This is a genomic window from Streptomyces ambofaciens ATCC 23877, from assembly GCF_001267885.1.
Lineage (GTDB): Bacteria > Actinomycetota > Actinomycetes > Streptomycetales > Streptomycetaceae > Streptomyces > Streptomyces ambofaciens.
In genome coordinates this window covers 4,799,921-4,819,156 of record NZ_CP012382.1, presented here as the reverse complement: position 1 = coordinate 4,819,156, position 19,236 = coordinate 4,799,921, and the positions used below count along the sequence as shown (strand labels likewise).

Genomic DNA, 19,236 nt, shown 5'->3' with positions numbered 1-19,236 from the left:
GACCGCTACAGATGACGGCCGTAGGGCCGAAACACCTGGTCAGTAAAGCGGGAGAAGCGGAATCTTCGAGGCATGACCACCGCTTTCACCGGCGTCACCTCCTTCACGGCCGTCGCCTCCTTCGCCTTCCGTTTCAGCTCCACCCCGCGCGGCGCCCGCCTGGCCCGACGGCTTGCCTCGCACCAGTTGGACCGCTGGGGGTGGCCGTATCGCACTCCGGTCCATGACGCCGTGGAACTGGTCGTGGGCGAGCTGGCGGCCAACGCCGTCACCCACGGGCGGGTGCCGGGGCGGGATGCCGAGCTGCGGCTGGCCCACGATGCCGCGAGGCGCCTCCTGCTGGAGGTGAGCGATGTGCGCGGGGAGCGACGGCCGGCGCTCGCGGAGGACGGGCGAGGGCTCGCCGAGGACGGGCGGGGGCTGACGCTGGTGGCGGCGCTGGCCGAGGCGTGGGGTGTGGCCGGGCGGCCGGGCGCGCCGGGGAAGACCGTCTGGGCCGTGGTGGCGGACGGTCCTCCGCCCCGCGTTCCCTGACGTGCCGTCCTGCGGACCCCGAGCCCCGTCCGGCGTCCTCCCGCGGCCCCGCCCGTACCCTCCGCTCTCCTCCGGGATCTTTCCCGCTCCCTCCCGGCACCCCTGGGCAACCTGGCAGGATAAGAGGGACTTGTGCGGGCTACGGGGAGCGGGAGCGGCTGATATGGCCAGGGGTGGCGACAGCGTCGTGCTGAGGGACGTCCTCGACATCAAGGAGGACGTGTACGCCGGCGATTTCAAGGTCGAGCTGTCCCAGGGTTTCACCGGGAAGGCCGCCGGGCGCGTCGAGGAGTACGTCGTCACGCCGCAGCTCCAGGAGCAGTTCGGCAAGGCGCTGAAGCTGGTGCGCGGTGCCGTGCGCAAGAACGCGTCGTACGCCGCCTATCTGCACGGCTCCTTCGGCGCCGGTAAGAGCCACTTCCTGACCGTGCTGCACGCGGTGCTGAACGGCGACCCGTCCGTACGCACCAAGCCGCGACTGCGGGAGATCGTGGCCGAGCACGACGACTGGCTGCGCGGCAAGCGGTTCCTCATGGTGCCGTACCACCTGGTGGGCGCCGCCAACCTGGACGAGGCGCTGCTCGGCGGGTACGTGCGGGTGGTGCGCGAACGCTACCCGGACGCGCCGACGCCGACCGTGTTCCGCTCCGACGCGATGCTCGCGGACGCGCGGGGCATGCGGGAGCGGCTCGGGGACGACGCCTTCGTCGGGCTGCTGCCCGCCGACACCCCGGGCGGCGACGACGAGGACGGCGAGCTCAAGGTGATCGGCGCCGGCGGGTCGTGGACCTCCGCGGAGCTGGACGGCGCCTTCGCCGCACCCGCCGGGGACGAGCGGCGCGAGCGGCTCGTGTCCGCACTGCTCACCGGACCGATGCGGTCGTACGCCGAGAGCGCGCACGGCGACGCGGCCAAGTACGTGCCCCTGGAGAACGGACTGTCCGCCATCAGCCGGCACGCGCGCGGGCTGGGCTTCGACGGCGTGGTGCTGTTCCTCGACGAGCTGGTGCTGTGGCTCCAGGCGCACATGAAGGAACGCACCTTCGTCAACAGCGAGATCCAGAAGCTGGTGAAGCTGATCGAGTCGGGGGACGCGGACCGTCCGGTGCCGATCGTGTCCTTCATCTCGCGGCAGCGTGACCTGTCCCAGCTGGTCGGCACCGACGTGCTCGGCGCCGACGTCAAGGCGATGGAACAGGCGCTGGAGTACCTGAACGAGCGGTTCGAGATCGTCGACCTGGAGGACCGCAACCTGCCGGAGATCATCAAGGAGCGGGTGCTGAAGCCGCTGCCCGGCAAGGAGCCGGTCCTGGAGACCGCCTTCGCCGGCATCGACCGCTCCAACCAGCAGGTCAAGGACATCCTGCTGGACGGCGGTGGTGCCACGCACGCCGACTGGGACGGCTTCCGGGCCGTGTACCCGCTCTCCCCGGCGCTCCTCAACGTCCTCGTCGCCCTCTCCGGCGCCCTGCAGCGCGAGCGCACCGGCCTGAAGCTCGTCCAGCAGCTCCTGCAGCGCAACGCCGACGCCGCCGTGGGCCGGCTGATCCCCCTCGGTGACCTGTGGGACGTGCTCGTCGACGGCACGGGCGCCGCCTTCACCGACCGGCTCAAGCGCGAGTCGGAGGCCGCCGTGAAGTTCTACGGCAAGGCGCGCACCCACCTGCTCGGCAAGTACGGCTCCGACACCCACGCCGACTTCCTGGCCGACGACCGGTTCGTCAAGACGCTGCTGCTGGGCGCGCTCGCTCCCGACGTGCCCGCGCTCCGCCGGCTGACGGGAGCGCGGCTCGCGGCCCTCAACCACGGCTCGGTGCGCTCACGGACCGTGCCCGCCGGGGACGTCGTCGTACGGCGGATGCGGGACCTTCAGGCGACGTTCCCCTCCGAGGTGCGGTCCGACGGCGAGGCCGACCCCGTGTTCTCGCTGCACCTGTCCGACCTCGACATCGAGCCGCTGCTCGACGCCGTCGCCGAGGAGGACAAGGCGGGCGTTCGCCGGGTGTGGCTGCGCGACCGGCTGTGGGAGGCGATCGGGGTCCGCGACGGGCAGTTCGTCGCGGAGAAGGAGATCGTCTGGCGGGGCACCCGGCGCGTCGCTGAGTTCGTCTTCGGCAACGTCCGGGACCGCTCCGACCTGCCGGACGAGCAGTTCGCCCCGGCGACCGCGGGCAACGTGCGGTTCGTCGTCGACTACCCCTTCGACGACGGCGACCACTACCCCAGCGACGACTTCCACCGGGTGGAGGAGCTGAAGAAGGCCGGGATCACCGCCCCCGTCCTGGTCTGGCTCACCGACTTCTTCTCCGACCAGCGCAAGGCACAGCTCGGCCGGCTGATGCGGATCGGCTTCCTGCTGGAACGCGACCGGCTCACCGACTACACCGGCACCTTCCCGCCCGACGACCGGACCAAGGTCCGGCGACAGCTGGAGGTGGCCCGCGACACCCTCACCGACCAGCTGACCGGCGCGCTCGCCGAGGTGTACGGCCTGGCCGGGCGGACCGACGCCAACCCCGGCCCCGAGGTGCCCGACGGTCGGCACGTGCTGTCGCTCCAGCCGGAGTACGCCCAGCCGCGCGAGGAGGGCGGCAAGGGCTTCGAGGCGAACGTGCAGCACCTGGCCGACGGCATGTTCTCCGCCCTCTACCCCAAGCACCCCGACTTCGGGCTCGACGGCAGGGGGCAGCGCAAGGCGGTGACGGCGGGCGAGCTGCGTACCGCCCTTGAGTGGATCACCCGGGCCATGGACGAGGGCGGCCGCGCGAAGAACGTCGACAGCCACCACCTGAAGACCGTCAAGCGGATCGTGGAGCCGCTGGAACTGGGCACCGTCCACGACGGCCCCCTGGTCATGCGACGGGACTGGCGCGCCCGCATCAACCAGATCGCCTCCGCGCACCAGCAGCGCGGCGACCTCGCCGTCGAGGACATCCGCGGCTGGATCACCAAGGATCTGGGACACGGCGGCCTCGACAAGCTCACCGGGAACCTCCTCATCGCCGCGTACGCGCTGCTCGACGACCGGGCCTGGGTCTATCAGGGCGGTCCGGAGCGGCAGGCTCCCGCCCTGCACGAGATCGGCCCCGGCTGGTCGCTGCGGGCCCAGCCGCTGCCCAGCGAGGAGGAGTACGGGGCGGCACGGGATCGCGCTGCGCGGCTGTTCGGCGTCTCCGCCAAGCCGGCGATGTACGCGCGCACCGTCAACCGGCTGGCCGAGGACGTCAGGGCCAAGGCGGAGGCCTGGGAGAAGGACGTGGCGGGCGTGCGGACGTCGCTGGAGCGGCACGCCACGCTACTCGGCCTCGACACCCCCGGCGAGGCCGCGCCCCGTCCGGCCATCCTGCGCGAGGCGGCCGCGCTGCTGGCCCGGCTGACCCGCCACGGCAGCGACGCCACCGCCCTCGTACGGGAGCTGGCCACGGCCTCGTTCACCGCGTCGGAACGGGACCTGAGCACCGCCATGGGCAGCGCGGGTGAGGTGTTGCGCGCGCTGGACGACGCGGCCTGGCCGGCCCTCACCAACGTGCGGGGGCTGATCGGCCGTGAGGACGGTGTGGGCGACCGCGCGCGGCGGCTCTTCGACGAGATCGCCGTGGCCGCGCGTGCCTCCGAGTTCGAACGGTCGCTGGTGCCCGTGCTCGCCGAGTCCGGGGAGAAGGCCAACGCCATCATCAACGCGGCGCTGACCGTGGAGAACGTCTTCACGCCGCGCCAGCAGCCCGCGCCGGGGCCCGAGGACGTACGGATCGACCAGCCGGAAGTGGCCACGCACCACCCGGGAGCGCCGAACCGTGAGGTGCCGCCCCCCGCCGAACCCACCCCCGCCCCCGCCGGGCCGACGAGCCCGACCGCAACGCCCGCACGGACGCCCGGCACAGGGCGCCGGGTCGTCGCCTCCGCGGGGACGACCCCGCTGGAGGAGCTACTGGCGGGCGAACTGGCCGGGGTACGGGACGACATCCAGACCTTCCTCGCCGCACACCCGGACGCCGCCGTCGAGATCAGCTGGCGTCCGGTACAGGCCGCCGAGGAGGCCGACGGAGCCGACTCCGCCGAGGGCGCCGGGGAGCCGCGCTGATGGGGGCACGGCCGGCCGCCGGGCGGCGCGCCGTCGAGGTGCTGCTGGAGGCGGAGTTGTCCCGCGCCGACGTCCGGCGGCTGGTCCTCGTGGACGCCGTGTGGGCGGGCGCCGACGACGAACGGGAGTTCAGCGTCCGGGTCGGAGACCGGCAGCGGCGGGTCCACGTCACCGACCAGGACTCACCGCTCGGCATCGCCGATGCCTGGCGGCGCCACCTCACCGAGACCGACCCCGACGGCGACAGCGTCCTCGTCGTCACCGGCAGCGTCCCCGCCGATCAGCTCGGCTGGGACCTGCGGGGCCACGCGGTACGCCGCCGGCCGCTGGCCGTGGAACGGACGGACATCGTCAAGCAGCTCTTCGGCGTCGGCGACCTCGACACCCGCATGGTGCGGGAGACCTGGCTGCTGGACGCCCTGCTGGAGTCCGAGCCACCGGGCGGCTGGCCCAAGGCCGGCTCCGTCCTCACCCTCGACCGGGCCCTGCGCGCCCTGCTCGCCGCACGGGTGGGGCTCGGTGACACCGCAGGCGAGACACTTGACCTGGACGCCGACACCCTCTTCGAGTGGAGCCGCACACCCGTCGGGCCGCGGCGCTTCGCCGAGCTGCACGAGTCGGAGCGCGCCGGACTGACCGGCTGGCTGGAGCAGGTGGCCGGACCCGCGGCGCCCACCCTGCTCGCGCTCGCCGCCGACGGGCGCGGCGCCGACGCACTGCCGCTCGGCGCCCTGGCCTCCGCGGCCCTGACCTGTCCCGCGGCGGCGGACGCCGGGTTCGCCCTCGGGACCCTCTTCGGCAGGGCTCTGGCCTCCTTCGAGGCGCTGACGCCGTTCGCGGCGGCGGCCGGCGGAGTACTGACACGCTGGATCGCCCAGGCGGAAGCGGGCGGTCCGGCCGGTGCCGACGCACGCGCGAGGGTGCTGTCCGTGCTGGAACGGGCCGACCAGCTCGCCGACAGCGCACGGCTCACCGCTCTGCTGGCCGGGGACAGGCTGCTGCCCTCCGGCTACCGGAGCAGACTGCGCGCCGTCGCCGCCGCACTCGACGGCCGGTCCGCCGCGGCCCAGAGCGCCCTGCGGGAGCTGGCCGACCACCAGCTCGCCGCGCTGCACGCGGATTCCACCGAGCGGGCCCGCACAGCGATCCGCCTGCTGCGATGGCTCGACACCCCGGCGCCCGAGCTGACGTCGGTCGGCCAGAGCGTGCGCCGGCACATCGAGTCCGTGGGCTGGACCGACCTGGCCGTGGGGATACTCGCCGAGGGGGACATCTCCCGCGACGGTGAGGTCTCGGACGCCTATCACCGGCTGATCGTCCGGGTGCGCGAGCGGCGGCGCCGCATCGACGAGCAGTTCGCCGCGCTGCTCGCCACCTGGACGGAACGCGCCTGTCAGCAGGCACCGAACGGGGCTCTCCTCATCGAGGACGTACTGGCGGAAGCAGCCGCGCCGCTCGCCCGGGACGGCGGCCGACCGCTGGTCCTCGTCCTGGACGGCATGAGCGCCGACGTAGCCGTCGAACTCGCCGCCGGTCTGGACCGGCGGGCCTGGACCGAGATCGTCCCGACCGCGCCGACGGGCCGCCGCCCCGGCCGGCTCGCCGCCGTGGCCATGCTGCCCACGGTCACCCGGCTCAGCCGGGCCTCACTGCTGTGCGGCGCCCCCGCCGAAGGCGGTCAGGACGCGGAACGCTCCGGGTTCACCGCGTTCTGGAAGAAGCGGCACCGTGACGCGGTCCTCTTCCACAAGGGCGGCTACGAAGGGACGGCCGGACACCGGCTCGCGCCCGAACTGCTCGGTGCGCTCGCCGACGAGCGCACCGTCGTCGGCGTGATCGTCAACACGATCGACGACGCCCTCGCCGACGGGCGCGACAACGGGCGTGCCCGGTGGCGCCCGTCGGACATCGCCAAGCTGACCGACCTGCTCGACGCCGCCCTGGGCGCCGGCCGGCCCGTGCTGGTCGTCTCCGACCACGGACACGTCGTCGACCGCGGCCCCCGGGACACCGGCCCCACCGCCGCCGAGGGCGTGCAGGGAGCCCGGTGGCGCACCGGCCCGTCCCGGCCCGGCGAGGTAGAACTGTCCGGGCCACGTGTACTGGCTTCGGGCGGGCGCATCACCGCCGCCTGGCGCGAGGACGTGCGGTACACGGCCCGTCAGGCCGGCTATCACGGCGGTGCCTCGCTCGCCGAGGTCACGGTGCCGGTCCTGGCGTTCGTTCCGTCGGGCAGCGAGATCCCGGCCGGCTGGACGGCCCTGCCCGCGGAGAACACCGCTCCTGACTGGTGGGGGGAAGGACACGAGACGGCGCAGCCGCACAAGCCCGCATCGGCGCCCCGCGCCAAGGACACGCGGGCACGACAGCCGCAGCCCGACGGGCTCTTCCCGCAGCCGGGACACGGCACGCCCGGTGAGCGGACCGTGCGCAGCAAGCCGTACGAGGTACAGCGCGAGTTCGTACGGAACGCACCGAGCGGTACGGCCGTCGCCGCCGCGCTCGACGCGCTGCTCGACGCGGGCGGCAAACTCTCCCCTGCCGCCGTGGCCTCGGCCGCCCAGTCCGCCACCGGCAAGTCGGAACGCAACCCGCAGCGGTTCGTCACCATGCTCGAACGACTGCTCAACATCGACGGCTATCCCGTACTGCAGCTGATCGAGTCCGGACGCACCGTCCAACTCGACCGGGAGCTGCTGCGGCAACAGTTCCCGGAAGGTGACGCACCGTGAACGCCCCTCCCCGGTCCGACGGCCCCGGCATCAGCGCCGCCCGCGCCCGGGACGTCGTCGACGCGCTACGCCGGGGCACCGTGCCCCAGCAGGGGCTTGGGCTGTTCGCGGTCGGGCTCGACCGCTTCGCCGACGCGCTGGACGACGACCTCGCCACGGCCGCCCGCGGCGGCTCGGCGTTCCACGCCCTGCGGGGCGAGTACGGCTCGGGGAAGACGTTCTTCGCCCGCTGGCTCGCCGAGCGCGCCAAGCGGCGCGGGCTGGCCGTCAGCGAGGTGCAGATCTCCGAGACCGAGACGCCGCTGCACCGCCTGGAGACCGTCTACCGCCGGCTCACGGAACGGCTGACGACATCCACCCACCCCCCGTCCGCCCTGCGGGCGGTGATCGACTCCTGGTTCTACGCGCTGGAGGAGGAGGTCCTCGCCGCCGGCGAGGTGGACGGGGACGACGAAGCCGCGCTGGGCCGTGCCGTGGACGAGCTGCTGGAGCTGCGTCTGACGGAGGTGGCGCGCACCACTCCCGCCTTCTCGGCGGCGCTCCGCGGCTACCGTACGGCGGTCGCCGCCGGCGACGGTGCCCGCGCCGAAGCACTGATCGCCTGGCTCGGCGGGCAGAAGTCCGTGGCCGCCGGTGCCAAGCGGGCGGCCGGAGTACGCGGCGACCTCGACCACTTCGCCGCGCTCGGATTCCTCCAGGGGCTGCTGACGGTGCTGCGGGACTGCGGGCATCCCGGGCTCCTCCTCGTCCTGGACGAGGTGGAGACGCTGCAGCGGGTGCGCGGTGACGTGCGGGAGAAGTCCCTGAACGCGCTGCGCCAACTCCTGGACGAGATCGACGCCGGCCGCTTCCCCGGACTGTTCCTCGTCGTCACCGGCACCCCGGCCTTCTACGACGGGCAGCAGGGCGTACAGCGCCTCGCGCCGCTCGCCCAGCGGCTGGCGACGGATTTCAGCACCGATCCCCGCTTCGACTCCCCCCGCGCCGTCCAGCTCCGCCTGCCCGGCTTCGACCTCGCCTCCCTCGGCGAACTGGGCCGCAAGGTACGTCGGGTGTACGAGGCCACGGCCCACCACCCCGAGCGGGTCGCCGAGCGCGCCGACGACGCGTACCTCGACGAACTGGCCCGGGCCGTCACCGGATCACTGGGCGGAAAGGCCGGTATCGCCCCCCGGCTCTACCTCCGCAAGCTGGTGGCCGACGTCCTCGACCGGGTCGACACGTTCGGCGACTTCGACCCCCGCGCCCACTACACGCTGACGGTCAGGGCCGCGGAGCTGGACGAGGTGGAGCGCAACGCGGCCGCGAGCGCCGGGGACGTGGAGCTGGAGCTGCCGTGAGCGCCGACGCGCTGGACCTGCTCGACCCGATCCTCACCCACCACATCGTCAATACGCTCGGCTGGCGCTCCCTGCGGCCCCTTCAGCAGGAGGCCATCGGACCACTGCTGGCCGGTCAGGACGCCGTGCTGCTGGCCCCCACGGCCGGCGGCAAGACCGAGGCCGCCGCCTTCCCGTTGCTGACCCGCGCCCAGCGGCAGGGGTGGAAGGGCACCGGGATCCTCTACGTCACGCCGCTCAAGGCACTCCTGAACAACCTGCACCCGAGACTGGAGACATACACGGGCTGGGTGGGCCGAACGGCGGAGCTGTGGCACGGCGACGTCGCGAGCAGCCGGCGCCGCCGCATCCTGGCACAGCGCCCGGACCTGCTGCTGACCACGCCGGAGTCGCTGGAGGCAATGCTGGTCAGCACGCATGTGGACCACCGGTCGTTCTTCTCCGGGCTGCACAGCGTCGTGGTCGACGAGGTGCACGCCTTCGCGGGTGACGACCGGGGCTGGCACCTGCTCGCCGTACTGGAACGACTCCAGCGGCTCGTGGGGCGGCCGGTCCAGCGCGTGGGCCTGTCCGCCACCGTCGGCAACCCGCGAGAGCTGCTCGCCTGGCTTCAGGGATCCGGGCGCGGCGAGCGGCCCGGACGGATCGTCGCCCCCGGAGTGACGCTGCCCGGCCCCGAGCACTCGGCTCCGGCCGGCCCGCCGCCGGGCGATGTGGAACTGGACTACGTCGGATCGGTGGCCAACGCGGCAACGGTGATCGCGGCTCTGCACCGGGGTGAAAAGCGCCTTGTGTTCTGCGAGAGCAGGCGAACGGTCGAGGAGTTGGGCGAGCAACTCCGCCTCCGGGGCGTCACCACGTTCCTCTCCCACGCCTCGCTCTCCACCGACGAACGTCGGCGGGCCGAGCAGGCCTTCGGGGAGGCCCGGGACTGCGTGATCGTCTCGACGAGCACCCTGGAACTCGGTATCGACGTCGGTGACCTGGACCGCGTCATCCAGCTCGACGCGCCCGCCACCGTGGCTTCCTTCCTGCAACGACTCGGCCGCACCGGGCGCCGTCACGGCACCCGCCGCAACTGCCTCTTCCTCGCCCTGGACGACGCGGGGCTCCTGTCCGCCGCCGCACTGCTCCTGGCGTGGTCGCGTGGCTGGGTCGAACCGGTGACCCCACCGGGTGAGCCTCGACACCTCGTGGCCCAGCAGCTTCTCGCGCTCTGTCTTCAGGAGCACCGGGTCGGAGAGAACCTGTGGCAGGAGTGGTGGGGCGGCCTCGACCCGTTCGGCACCGCCGCCGAACCGGTCGTACGGCATCTGGTGAGAGAGGGCTACCTGGAGCAGGACTCGGGCACGCTGTTCATCGGGCCGGAAGCCGAACGGCGCTTCGGTCATCGGCACTTCATGAACCTGACGGCCTCGTTCACGGCACCCCCCGAGTTCACCGTGCTCAGCGGGCGGACGGAGATCGGGCGTACCGATCCCGACCTGCTCACCGAGGAGACCGACGGCCCGCGGAAGCTGCTGCTGGCCGGCCGCAGCTGGCTGGTGACCTACATCGACTGGCGGCGCAGACGCTGCTTCGTGGAACCCGTGGACGAGGGCGGACGTGCCAAGTGGAGCGGCTCGGGAGCACACCGCGTCCGGTCCTTCACCCTGGCCCGCGCGGTGCGGGACGTGCTGCTCGGCGACGACCCGCCCGTGGTCCTGACCCGCCGGGCGGAGGCCGGACTGGCGGAGGCACGCGAGAAACACGCGGACGTGGTGCATCCGGCGGGCACGGTCATCACCCGTCGCGGAGCCAACGACGTGCGCTGGTGGACCTTTGCCGGCCATCGGGCGAACGCCACCCTCGCCGCGTCCCTGCCGTCGGTCGTTCTGCGTCACCGGCTCGTCGACGACCGGTTCGTGCGACTGCGCGACGACGTGACCGCGCCGTCGTGGCGAGCGGCGGTTGCGGACGCCGAGACGGGTCTCACCCTGCCCGAGGTGGACCCCGGCGCGGTCCGCGGCCTGAAGTTCGCCGAAGCCCTCCCCCCGCGCCTGGCGGAGGCCACCCTCGCGGCGCGCCTGACGGACGAGGAGGGGGCCCGGGCGGCTCTCGCGGGACCGGTGAGGTTCGTCAAGGGAATCGCCCCGTAAGGGGCGCGGGGAACTCCGCGAGCAACCATGGCGGTGCCGCACCCGGCACGAGACCCGTCGGGGCAGACGCGGGTCCGCCGCCGGCGCCCCGAAGAAACGGTGCCCAGCCCCCCGCAGGGGACTGGGCACCGTTCAGCTCAGCGCAGCGCTCAGTGGGCGTGGCCGTGGCCGTGGCCCGCGGCGGCCGGCTCTTCCTCTTCCTTCTTCTCGACGACCAGGGTCTCGGTCGTCAGGAGGAGGGAGGCGATCGACGCGGCGTTCTCCAGGGCGGAGCGGGTGACCTTCACCGGGTCGATGACGCCGGCCTTGACCAGGTCGCCGTACTCGCCGGTGGCGGCGTTGAAGCCCTGGCCCTTGTCGAGCTCGGCGACCTTGGAGGTGATGACGTAGCCCTCCAGGCCGGCGTTCTCGGCGATCCAGCGCAGCGGCTCGACGGCGGCGCGGCGGACGACCGCGACACCGGTGGCCTCGTCGCCGGTCTTGCCGAGGTTGCCCTCGAGGACCTTGACGGCGTGGACCAGCGCGGAGCCACCACCGGAGACGATGCCCTCCTCGACCGCGGCGCGGGTCGCGGAGATGGCGTCCTCCAGACGGTGCTTGCGCTCCTTGAGCTCCACCTCGGTGGCGGCGCCGACCTTGATCACGCACACGCCGCCGGCCAGCTTCGCGAGGCGCTCCTGGAGCTTCTCGCGGTCCCAGTCGGAGTCCGTGGACTCGATCTCGGCCTTGATCTGGGCGATACGGCCCTCGACCTCGTCACGCTTGCCGGCACCGTCGACGATCGTGGTGTCGTCCTTGGTGACGGTGATGCGGCGGGCGGTGCCGAGCACCTCGAGGCCGACCTGGTCGAGCTTGAGGCCGACCTCCTCGGAGATGACGGTGGCGCCGGTGAGGACGGCCATGTCCTGCAGCATCGCCTTGCGGCGGTCGCCGAAGCCGGGGGCCTTGACGGCGACCGCGTTGAAGGTGCCGCGGATCTTGTTGACGACGAGGGTGGAGAGGGCCTCGCCCTCCAGGTCCTCGGCGATGATCAGCAGCGGCTTCGAGGCGCCCGCCTGGATGACCTTCTCCAGCAGCGGCAGCAGGTCCCCGATGGAGGAGATCTTGCCCTGGTTGATGAGGATGTAGGGGTCGTCGAGGACGGCCTCCATGCGCTCCTGGTCCGTCACGAAGTACGGCGACAGGTAGCCCTTGTCGAAGGCCATGCCCTCGGTGAAGTCCAGCTCCAGACCGAAGGTGTTGGACTCCTCGACGGTGATGACACCGTCCTTGCCGACCTTGTCCATGGCCTCGGCGATGAGCTCGCCGACCTGCTGGTCCTGGGCGGACAGCGCGGCCACGGCGGCGATGTCGGACTTCTCGTCGATCGGGCGCGCGGTCGCGAGGAGGTCCTCGGACACGGCGGCGACGGCCGCGTCGATGCCCTTCTTCAGCAGCGCCGGGGAGGCACCGGCGGCGACGTTGCGCAGGCCCTCGCGGACCAGGGCCTGGGCCAGCACGGTGGCGGTGGTCGTACCGTCACCCGCGATGTCGTTGGTCTTGGTCGCCACCTCCTTCACCAGCTGCGCGCCGAGGTTCTCGTACGGGTCCTCGATCTCGACCTCGCGGGCGATCGTGACACCGTCGTTGGTGATGGTGGGGGCGCCGAACTTCTTGTCGATGACGACGTTGCGGCCCTTGGGGCCGATCGTCACCTTGACCGTGTCGGCAAGCTTGTTGACGCCGCGCTCGAGGGCGCGACGGGCGTCCTCGTCGAACTTCAGGATCTTCGCCATGGGAGCGTGAGCCCTCTTCCGGAAAACTTGGGGGTTATACGGCACTGCGCCCCGGGCGCCCGGCTTGAGAAAGTTAGCGGGAGCCAGGGGCGCAGCTGGAAAGCAAGGTGCTTCGGTGAACTACTTCTCGATGATCGCGAGCACGTCGCGGGCCGAGAGGACGAGGTACTCCTCGCCGTTGTACTTCACCTCGGTGCCGCCGTACTTGCTGTAGAGCACGACGTCGCCGACGCTCACGTCGAGCGGAAGGCGGTTGCCGTCCTCGAAGCGGCCCGGACCGACGGCCAGGACGACGCCCTCCTGGGGCTTCTCCTTGGCGGTGTCCGGAATGACCAGGCCCGAGGCCGTGGTCTGCTCGGCGTCGAGCGGCTGGACCACAATGCGGTCCTCGAGCGGCTTGATGGCAACCTTGGAGCTGGTGGTCGTCACGATCCGACCTCCCCCTTCGGAGATCTCACGGGGTTAACTGTCTGAGGTGGCGACCAGGTCGATCCGTCGTCGCGGGTGCCGGACCTGCCCGTCGCTGTGTTGGCACTCTCCAGTGGTGAGTGCCAGAGCCGAGACTATGACCGCGATTAGCACTCGGTCAAGCGGAGTGCCAATGCCTGCGGCGCGTCGGGCGGGTTTTCGTACGAACGCCGGTCCATGGAGGCACCCCGCGTCGGCGCCTGGGTCGCTGGGGCCGCGCCCCCCGGCCCCCCTTTCGGCCTGAACGGCCTCGTCCTCGAAACGCCGGACGGGCTGGAACGGCCGGCCGGGAGGGAAACGCCGGCCGGGGTCAGAGGTAGTCCTCCAGGCGCCCCACCCTCAGCCCCTGCTCCTCGATCGCCTCCAGCAGACGCGCCGTACGGTCGCTCAGGTCCCGGCCCGACGGGTCGTCCGGCGCGACGGTCACGATGTCGCCGGGGTGGAGCCGGTGCTCGCCGCGGGTGTAGGTGAGGGCGCCGTCGGCCTCCAGGGACGCGCGCCACAGGACGACCGCCGTGATGCCGCAGCCGGCGGCGGCGCGCAGGGTCGTGGTGTCGTACGTGCCGTAGGGCGGGCGGAAGAGGTGGGGGCGGACGCCGAAGCGGGCCGTGAGCTTGGTCTGCTGGCCGCAGATCTCGGCGCGCTGGCCCGCGTGCGGCAGCCCGCGCAGGGAGCGGTGGTCCAGGGTGTGGTTCTGCAGGCTCGCGCCGACCGAGCGCAGCCGGGCGAAGTGGCCGTAGGCGGGTCCGGCGACCGTGTCGGTGAGGAACAGGGTGACCGGCAGGCGCCGTTCGCGGATCAGGGCGGCGAGGCGCGGGTCACGCTCGGCGCTGTCCTCGAAGGTGAGGAAGACGACCCGGTCGGTGGTGCGGACGTGGTCCACGACGGGCGGCAGGTTCTGCCCCCGGTCGCCGCCCTGGGCGGGCTCGCCGGCCGCCGGGTGCTGTGCGGGGCCGGCGAACTGGGCGCAGCCGGTGAGGAGTGCGGCGGCCAGGGCGGCCCCGGCCGTCCGGAACCGCCCGCGCCTCACAGGTAGTCCTCCAGCCGGGCCACCGCGTATCCCTCGGCGGTGACCTTGTCGAGGAACGCGCGGACCATGTCGCGCATGGTGCCGTCCCAGTCGTCCTCGCCCCGGAAGTGGGTGAGGACGATGTCGCCGGGGTGGATCTCCCGGTCCCACTCGCGGTAGTCCCAGCGGTCGGCGAAGACCTCCTCGTTCCAGATCGGGACGTACTCGATGCCGCACGCCTTGGCCGCCCGCAGGGTGTCGCGGTTGTAGTTGCCGAAGGGCGGGCGGAAGAGGGTCGGGCGGCTGCCGTAGCGCTTCTCGATCACGTCCTGCATGCCGCAGATCTCGCGCTTCTGCTCGGCGTAGGACAGGCCGGGAAGGTAGGGGTGGTGGAGGGTGTGGTTGTTGAGGGTGACGCCCCGGTCCTGCATCTCCTTGAAGTAGCCGTAGTCCTCCTTCACCAGGTAGTCGCTGAGGAAGGCGGTGTACGGGATCCGCAGTTCGCTCATCATCCGCAGGAACGCCCGGTCCTTCTCGGCGCCGTCGTCGATGGTGAGGAAGACGATCTTCTCCTTGGTGGGGATCGTGGTGAAGACCGGCGGGAGGTGCTCCTGGCCGGTGACCTCGAACCCCTTGCGCGCCTTGATCTGCGGCTTCTTCGCCGGGGGCGGCGGGGCCGTCAGCGGGACCTTCTTCAGGTTCCAGCGCTTGGCCGCGGCGACCCGGGCGGCCTGGGCCGCGCGCAGCTTGGACGCGTAGGCGTCGAGCGCGCGGGCGGGGGGCGCCTGGAGGGGCTGCTGGCCGGAGGCGCCGTGGACCTCGGAGGCGTCCTGCGCACAGCCGCAGGCGAGGGCGGCGACGGCGAGCGCGGCGACACCGCCGCGCAACCGGAGTCCGGGGGAAGACGTCCGGAAGGCGCGGGACGTCCGGCTTTTGTCATTTTGTACGACTGCTCGCATGGTGCCGGATCCTCGCAGTCCGCGACCGCGGAACCCCGCCCGACACCGCGCCGGGAGCGCACCGTCCACCGACTGGCCCACAATGTCCCGGTGAACGACCTCGACGCCCTCCTCGCCCTGCTCACCCCCGAGGGCCGCGCCCTCCTCGACGAGGTGCGCGGCACCGACCCGGCGCGGGAGCTTGCCGTCGCCACCCGGCTGCGGCGCACGCACCCGGCCGAGCTGGTGTCCGCGGCGCTCGGGCAGGCGCGGCTGCGGCAGCGGGCGGTGGCGAAGTTCGGGGACGAGGACGCCGGGCGGATGTACTTCACGCCCCACGGGGTGGAGCAGTCGACCCGGGCGAGCGTGGCCGCGTACCGGGCCGGGCGGATGGCGGCCCTCGGCGTGACCTCCGTCGCCGACCTGTGCTGCGGGATCGGCGGCGACGCGATCGCGCTGGCCCGCGAGGGCATCCGGGTGCTGGCCGTGGACCGGGACCCGGCGACGGCCGCGGCGGCCCGCGCCAACGCCGAGGCGCTGGGCCTGGGTGAGCTGATCGAGGTGCGCGAGGCGGATGTCACCGAGGTGGACACCGCCGGGTACGACGCCGTGTTCGTCGATCCCGCCCGGCGGGGCGGGCGGGGCCGCGTCTTCGACCCCGAGGCCTACTCGCCGCCCCTGTCCTGGGCGGTCCAGGCCGCCCGTACGGCCGCCCGCGCCGCCGCGCTGAAGGTGGCGCCCGGGATTCCGCACGAGGTGGTGCCGCCGGACGCCGAGGCCGAGTGGATCTCCGACGGCGGGGACGTGAAGGAGGCGGTGCTGTGGTTCGGCACCGCGCCGAGGACCGTGCGCGCCACGCTGCTGCCGGGGCCCCGCACCCTGCTCGGCACCGGCCTGCCCGACCCGGAGGTCCGCACGCCCGGCCGGTACCTGTACGAACCGGACGGCGCCGTCATCCGCGCCCACTTGGTCGCCGAGGTCGCCCAGGAGCTGGACGGCGGGCTGATCGACCCGACCATCGCCTACGTCACCGCGGACGAACTGCGGCCGACGCCGTACGCCACCGCCTATGAGATCACCGACCTGATGCCCTTCAACGTCAAGAAGCTGAAGGCGCTGCTGCGGGAGCGCCGGGTCGGCACGCTGACCGTGAAGAAGCGCGGCTCGGCGGTCGAGCCGGAGGAGCTGCGGCGCAAGGTCAAGCCGCAGGGGCCGAACGCGGCGACGGTGTTCATGACCCGGGTCGCCGGGGCGCCGACGATGCTGATCGGGCACCCGGCGGGCAGATCCTGACCCCCTGGTCGCACTCCCTAGCCGCACTCCCGCGCCCGGCGGGCCAGCAGCTCGCGTTCGCGCGCGTTGCGGGCCAGCGAGGCGGCGCGCTCGAACTCGGTGCGCGCCTCCGCTCCGCGGCCGAGGCGCAGCAACAGGTCGCCGCGGACGCTGGGGAGCAGGTGGTAGTCGCGCAGGGCGGGTTCGGCGGCGAGGGCGTCGACGAGGGCGAGTGCGGGGGCCGGTCCCTCGGCCATGGACACGGCGACCGCGCGGTTGAGGGCGACCACCGGGGACGGGGTGCGGGCCGCGAGCAGGCCGTAGAGCGCGGCGATGCGCGGCCAGTCGGTCTCCTCGTACGTGACCGCGGTCGCGTGGCAGGCGGCGATGGCGGCCTGGAGGACGTACGGGCCAGGGGCGCCGGAGCCGGTGGTGCGGGCGCGGTCGAGGGCGGTGATGCCGCGGGCGATCAGCATGCGGTTCCAGCGGCGGCGGTTCTGGTCCCTGAGGAGCACCGGTGCCCCGTCGGGGCCGGTGCGGGCGGCCGTGCGGGACGCCTGCAGCTCCAGCAGGGCGGCCAGGCCGTGCACCTCGGGCTCCTTCGGCATCAGGGCCGAGAGCACGCGGGCCAGCCGCAGGGCGTCCTCGCACAGGGCCGGGCGGAGCCAGTCGTCGCCGGCGGTGGCGGCGTAGCCCTCGTTGAAGATCAGGTAGATGACCTCCAGGACCGAGCCGAGACGGGCCGCGCGGTCGGGGCCGTAGGGCACCTCGAAGGCGATGTTCCTCGTGGCCAGGGTGCGTTTGGCGCGCACGATGCGCTGCGCGACGGTCGGCTCGGGGACCAGGAAGGCGCGGGCGATCTCGGGCGTGGTCAGGCCTCCGAGCAGACGCAGCGTGAGGGCGATGCGGGCCTCGGCGGACAGCACCGGGTGGCAGGCGGTGAAGACCAGCCGCAGCAGGTCGTCGTCGATGTCCTCCGGATCGGCGGGTTCGGCGGGCGGCGGCGCCGCGGCGGGCAGTTCGCGGCCGACCTCCGCGAGTTTGCGGGCGTAGGTCTCCCGGCGCCGGATCAGGTCGACGGCGCGGCGCCGGGCGGTGGCCATGAGCCAGGCGCCCGGGTTGTCGGGCACACCGTCCCTGGGCCACTGTTCCAGGGCGGCGACCAGTGCGTCCTGGGTGAGTTCCTCGGCGATGCCGACGTCCCGCACCAGGCGGGCCACGCCGGCGATGACGCGGGGCGACTCCAGCCGGAAGACGGTTTCGAGGGCCTCGGTGGGCTGTGGTTCCACAGCCCACCATGCAACACCCTCGGGCGGGCGGGGGCGAACTCCGATCAGCCCTCCATCAGTTCCCGCACCTCGCAGGTCACCGTCCAGTGCTCCTCGTGCACCTTGAGGAAGCGCTTGGTCCACTCGATCGCCTCGGCCTTGTCCTTGGCCTGGAGGAGCGAGTAGCCGCCGACGACCTCCTTGGTCTCGGTGAAGGGGCCGTCGGTGACGGACAGCCGGCCGCCCTCGTAGTGGACGCGGGTGCCCTCGGCGGTCGGGGTCAGCCCGGCGGTGTCGAGCAGGACGCCGGCCTTCGTCATCTCCTCCATCAGCTGCTCCATGCGCTGCACCAGCTCGGGGCTGGGGCCGCCGGACAGGGCGTCGCTCTCCTCGATCCGGATCAGGGACAGGTAGCGGGGCATGGTGACTCCTCGGGTTCGGTGGCCGGGTTCCTCCCGGCCTCTCACCCCCTGCGTCGAACGGGACACCCCTGGATCGACAGTCACCGGGGAATCTCCCGGGAGAATTCTCAGCGCAGCGATTCCCACAGGTCGCCGGCGTCCGGTTCCCGGGCCACCACCCGGTTGGCGTCCCAGGGGGCCGGCTCCACCGGCATCGTCACGGTGCGCACGTCGTCCGCCGACAGGCCCCCGAGGCTCCGTCCGAGGCTCGTCAGCTCACCCAGCGAGTCCAGGCCGGTGTCGGTGGTGAGGCTGCCGGTGACCGCGTCGGCGACCTGGTAGAGCCGGGCGGGGTCGCCGAGCAGGTCGGTGCCGGAGATCCGCTCCAGCAACGCCTTGACCAGCTTCTGCTGGAGCTCTATGCGGGCGAGGTCGCTGCCGCCCTCCAGTCCGTACCGGGTGCGGGCCAGCCCGAGGGCCTCGGTGCCGTCGAGGTGGTGGGTGCCGGCCTCCAGGCGGAGGTGGCTCTTGTCGTCGTCGATGTCCACGTCGGTGGTGACGGTGACCCCGCCGAGCGCGTCGACCAGCTCGGCGAAGCCGGAGAAGTCGATCTCGACGTAGTGGTCCATGCGGACCCCGGTGAGCGTCTCGACGGTCTTGACGGCGCAGACGGGCCCGCCCAGGGCGTAGGCGGAGTTGAACATCGCACCGCTCGCCTCCCGGGTCTGCTCGCCGGACGGCAGCGGGCAGGACGGGCGGGTGACGAGCGTGTCCCGGGGGATGCTGACGACGGTGGCGGCGGTCCGGCCCGCGTCGAGGTGGACGACCATCGCCGTGTCCGAACGGGCCCCCTCGCTGTCGCCGCCGCCCAGCTCCTGGTTCTCCTCACCGCCGCGCGAGTCCGAGCCGAGGACCAGGATGTTCAGGGCGCCGGTGGGCACCGGGGACCCGGAGGGCGAGGCGGAGGGGGCGGCGACGGGCCGCGCGGGGCGGTCGTCGCCCAGCGCCCCGTTGATGTCGACGCTGCGGATGTTGCCGTTCAGGTGCCAGTAGGCCCAGCCCGCCGCGGCCACCCCGAGCAGCAGCGCGCCGGCCAGGGCGAGCCCGGCCGCCTTCAGCCCTCTCGAACGCCCACGGAGCCCGCTCCGCCCGCCCCGCGCACTCCGCGCGTCCCGCGCAGCCATGCGTCCGCCCCCGCCCGTGCCGGTCCCGTTCGCGTCCCCACGCGAATGCCCCATCGCCAGGAACATAAGTCCGAATTGTTGGGAGCGGGGACACAC

Annotated in this window: 13 protein-coding genes; 6 read left to right on the top strand and 7 right to left on the bottom strand. The window is 72.9% G+C overall.

Annotation, left to right across the window (positions count from 1 at the left end):
- Positions 1–72: 72 nt before the first annotated feature.
- From SAM23877_RS21645 to SAM23877_RS21625, 5 genes are all read left to right on the top strand, one after another.
- Positions 73–534 (top strand): ATP-binding protein, encoded by a 462-nt coding sequence (locus tag SAM23877_RS21645; RefSeq protein WP_053135732.1) that lies wholly within the window; start codon positions 73–75, stop codon positions 532–534.
- A gap of 163 nt (positions 535–697) precedes the next feature.
- The gene (locus SAM23877_RS21640) at positions 698–4,615 is read left to right on the top strand and encodes a BREX-2 system ATPase PglY family protein (RefSeq protein WP_053135729.1); all 3,918 of its coding nucleotides are present in this window, start codon (positions 698–700) and stop codon (positions 4,613–4,615) included.
- Complete coding sequence (gene pglZ / locus SAM23877_RS21635; RefSeq protein ID WP_053135726.1) at positions 4,615–7,347, top strand: BREX-2 system phosphatase PglZ; 2,733 nt, start codon at positions 4,615–4,617, stop codon at positions 7,345–7,347. The genes SAM23877_RS21640 and pglZ overlap by 1 nt, the downstream gene beginning before the upstream one ends.
- On the top strand, positions 7,344–8,687 hold the full coding sequence (brxD, locus tag SAM23877_RS21630) for a BREX system ATP-binding protein BrxD (RefSeq protein WP_053135723.1): 1,344 nt from the start codon (positions 7,344–7,346) through the stop codon (positions 8,685–8,687). Before pglZ ends, brxD begins: the two co-directional genes overlap by 4 nt.
- On the top strand, positions 8,684–10,825 hold the full coding sequence (locus SAM23877_RS21625; protein WP_079030346.1) for a DEAD/DEAH box helicase: 2,142 nt from the start codon (positions 8,684–8,686) through the stop codon (positions 10,823–10,825). Before brxD ends, SAM23877_RS21625 begins: the two co-directional genes overlap by 4 nt.
- Positions 10,826–10,974: 149 nt before the next feature.
- Here the strand turns inward: SAM23877_RS21625 and groL are convergent, their stop codons facing one another.
- From groL to SAM23877_RS21605, 4 genes are all read right to left on the bottom strand, one after another.
- The gene (groL, locus tag SAM23877_RS21620; RefSeq protein ID WP_053135720.1) at positions 10,975–12,600 is read right to left on the bottom strand and encodes a chaperonin GroEL; all 1,626 of its coding nucleotides are present in this window, start codon (positions 12,598–12,600) and stop codon (positions 10,975–10,977) included.
- A gap of 120 nt (positions 12,601–12,720) precedes the next feature.
- Positions 12,721–13,029, bottom strand: a complete 309-nt coding sequence (gene groES / locus SAM23877_RS21615; protein WP_053135717.1) for a co-chaperone GroES — start codon at positions 13,027–13,029, stop codon at positions 12,721–12,723.
- A gap of 349 nt (positions 13,030–13,378) precedes the next feature.
- Positions 13,379–14,098, bottom strand: a complete 720-nt coding sequence (locus SAM23877_RS21610; protein WP_053135715.1) for a polysaccharide deacetylase family protein — start codon at positions 14,096–14,098, stop codon at positions 13,379–13,381.
- A complete protein-coding gene (locus tag SAM23877_RS21605; RefSeq protein WP_053135712.1) occupies positions 14,095–14,964 on the bottom strand; it encodes a polysaccharide deacetylase family protein in 870 nt (289 codons plus the stop codon). The genes SAM23877_RS21610 and SAM23877_RS21605 overlap by 4 nt, the downstream gene beginning before the upstream one ends.
- 162 nt (positions 14,965–15,126) lie before the next feature.
- On the opposite strand from SAM23877_RS21605, the gene SAM23877_RS21600 reads away from it, so the two are divergent.
- Positions 15,127–16,308 carry a class I SAM-dependent methyltransferase gene (locus tag SAM23877_RS21600; RefSeq protein ID WP_053135708.1) on the top strand — a complete coding sequence of 394 codons (1,182 nt, stop codon included), beginning with the start codon at positions 15,127–15,129 and terminating at the stop codon, positions 16,306–16,308.
- Positions 16,309–16,325: 17 nt separating this feature from the next.
- Here the strand turns inward: SAM23877_RS21600 and SAM23877_RS21595 are convergent, their stop codons facing one another.
- The 3 genes from SAM23877_RS21595 to SAM23877_RS21585 form a co-directional block, all read right to left on the bottom strand.
- Positions 16,326–17,576 carry an RNA polymerase sigma factor gene (locus tag SAM23877_RS21595; RefSeq protein ID WP_053135705.1) on the bottom strand — a complete coding sequence of 417 codons (1,251 nt, stop codon included), beginning with the start codon at positions 17,574–17,576 and terminating at the stop codon, positions 16,326–16,328.
- A 44-nt stretch (positions 17,577–17,620) separates the two neighbouring features.
- Positions 17,621–17,977, bottom strand: coding sequence for a YciI family protein (locus tag SAM23877_RS21590; protein WP_053135702.1), 357 nt, complete (start codon positions 17,975–17,977; stop codon positions 17,621–17,623).
- Between the two features lie 107 nt (positions 17,978–18,084).
- Entirely contained in the window at positions 18,085–19,140 is a 1,056-nt protein-coding gene (locus tag SAM23877_RS21585; protein ID WP_162492158.1) for an LCP family protein, read from the bottom strand.
- Positions 19,141–19,236 lie beyond the last annotated feature (96 nt).

Bases quoted from the DNA above. Each gene is read 5' to 3' on its own strand.
- groL (WP_053135720.1), bottom strand. From the start codon at position 12,600: ATGGCGAAGATCCTGAAGTTCGACGAGGACGCCCGTCGCGCCCTCGAG.
- SAM23877_RS21645 (WP_053135732.1), top strand. From the start codon at position 73: ATGACCACCGCTTTCACCGGCGTCACCTCCTTCACGGCCGTCGCCTCC.
- SAM23877_RS21590 (WP_053135702.1), bottom strand. From the start codon at position 17,977: ATGCCCCGCTACCTGTCCCTGATCCGGATCGAGGAGAGCGACGCCCTG.
- SAM23877_RS21640 (WP_053135729.1), top strand. From the start codon at position 698: ATGGCCAGGGGTGGCGACAGCGTCGTGCTGAGGGACGTCCTCGACATC.
- pglZ (WP_053135726.1), top strand. From the start codon at position 4,615: ATGGGGGCACGGCCGGCCGCCGGGCGGCGCGCCGTCGAGGTGCTGCTG.
- SAM23877_RS21585 (WP_162492158.1), bottom strand. From the start codon at position 19,140: ATGGCTGCGCGGGACGCGCGGAGTGCGCGGGGCGGGCGGAGCGGGCTC.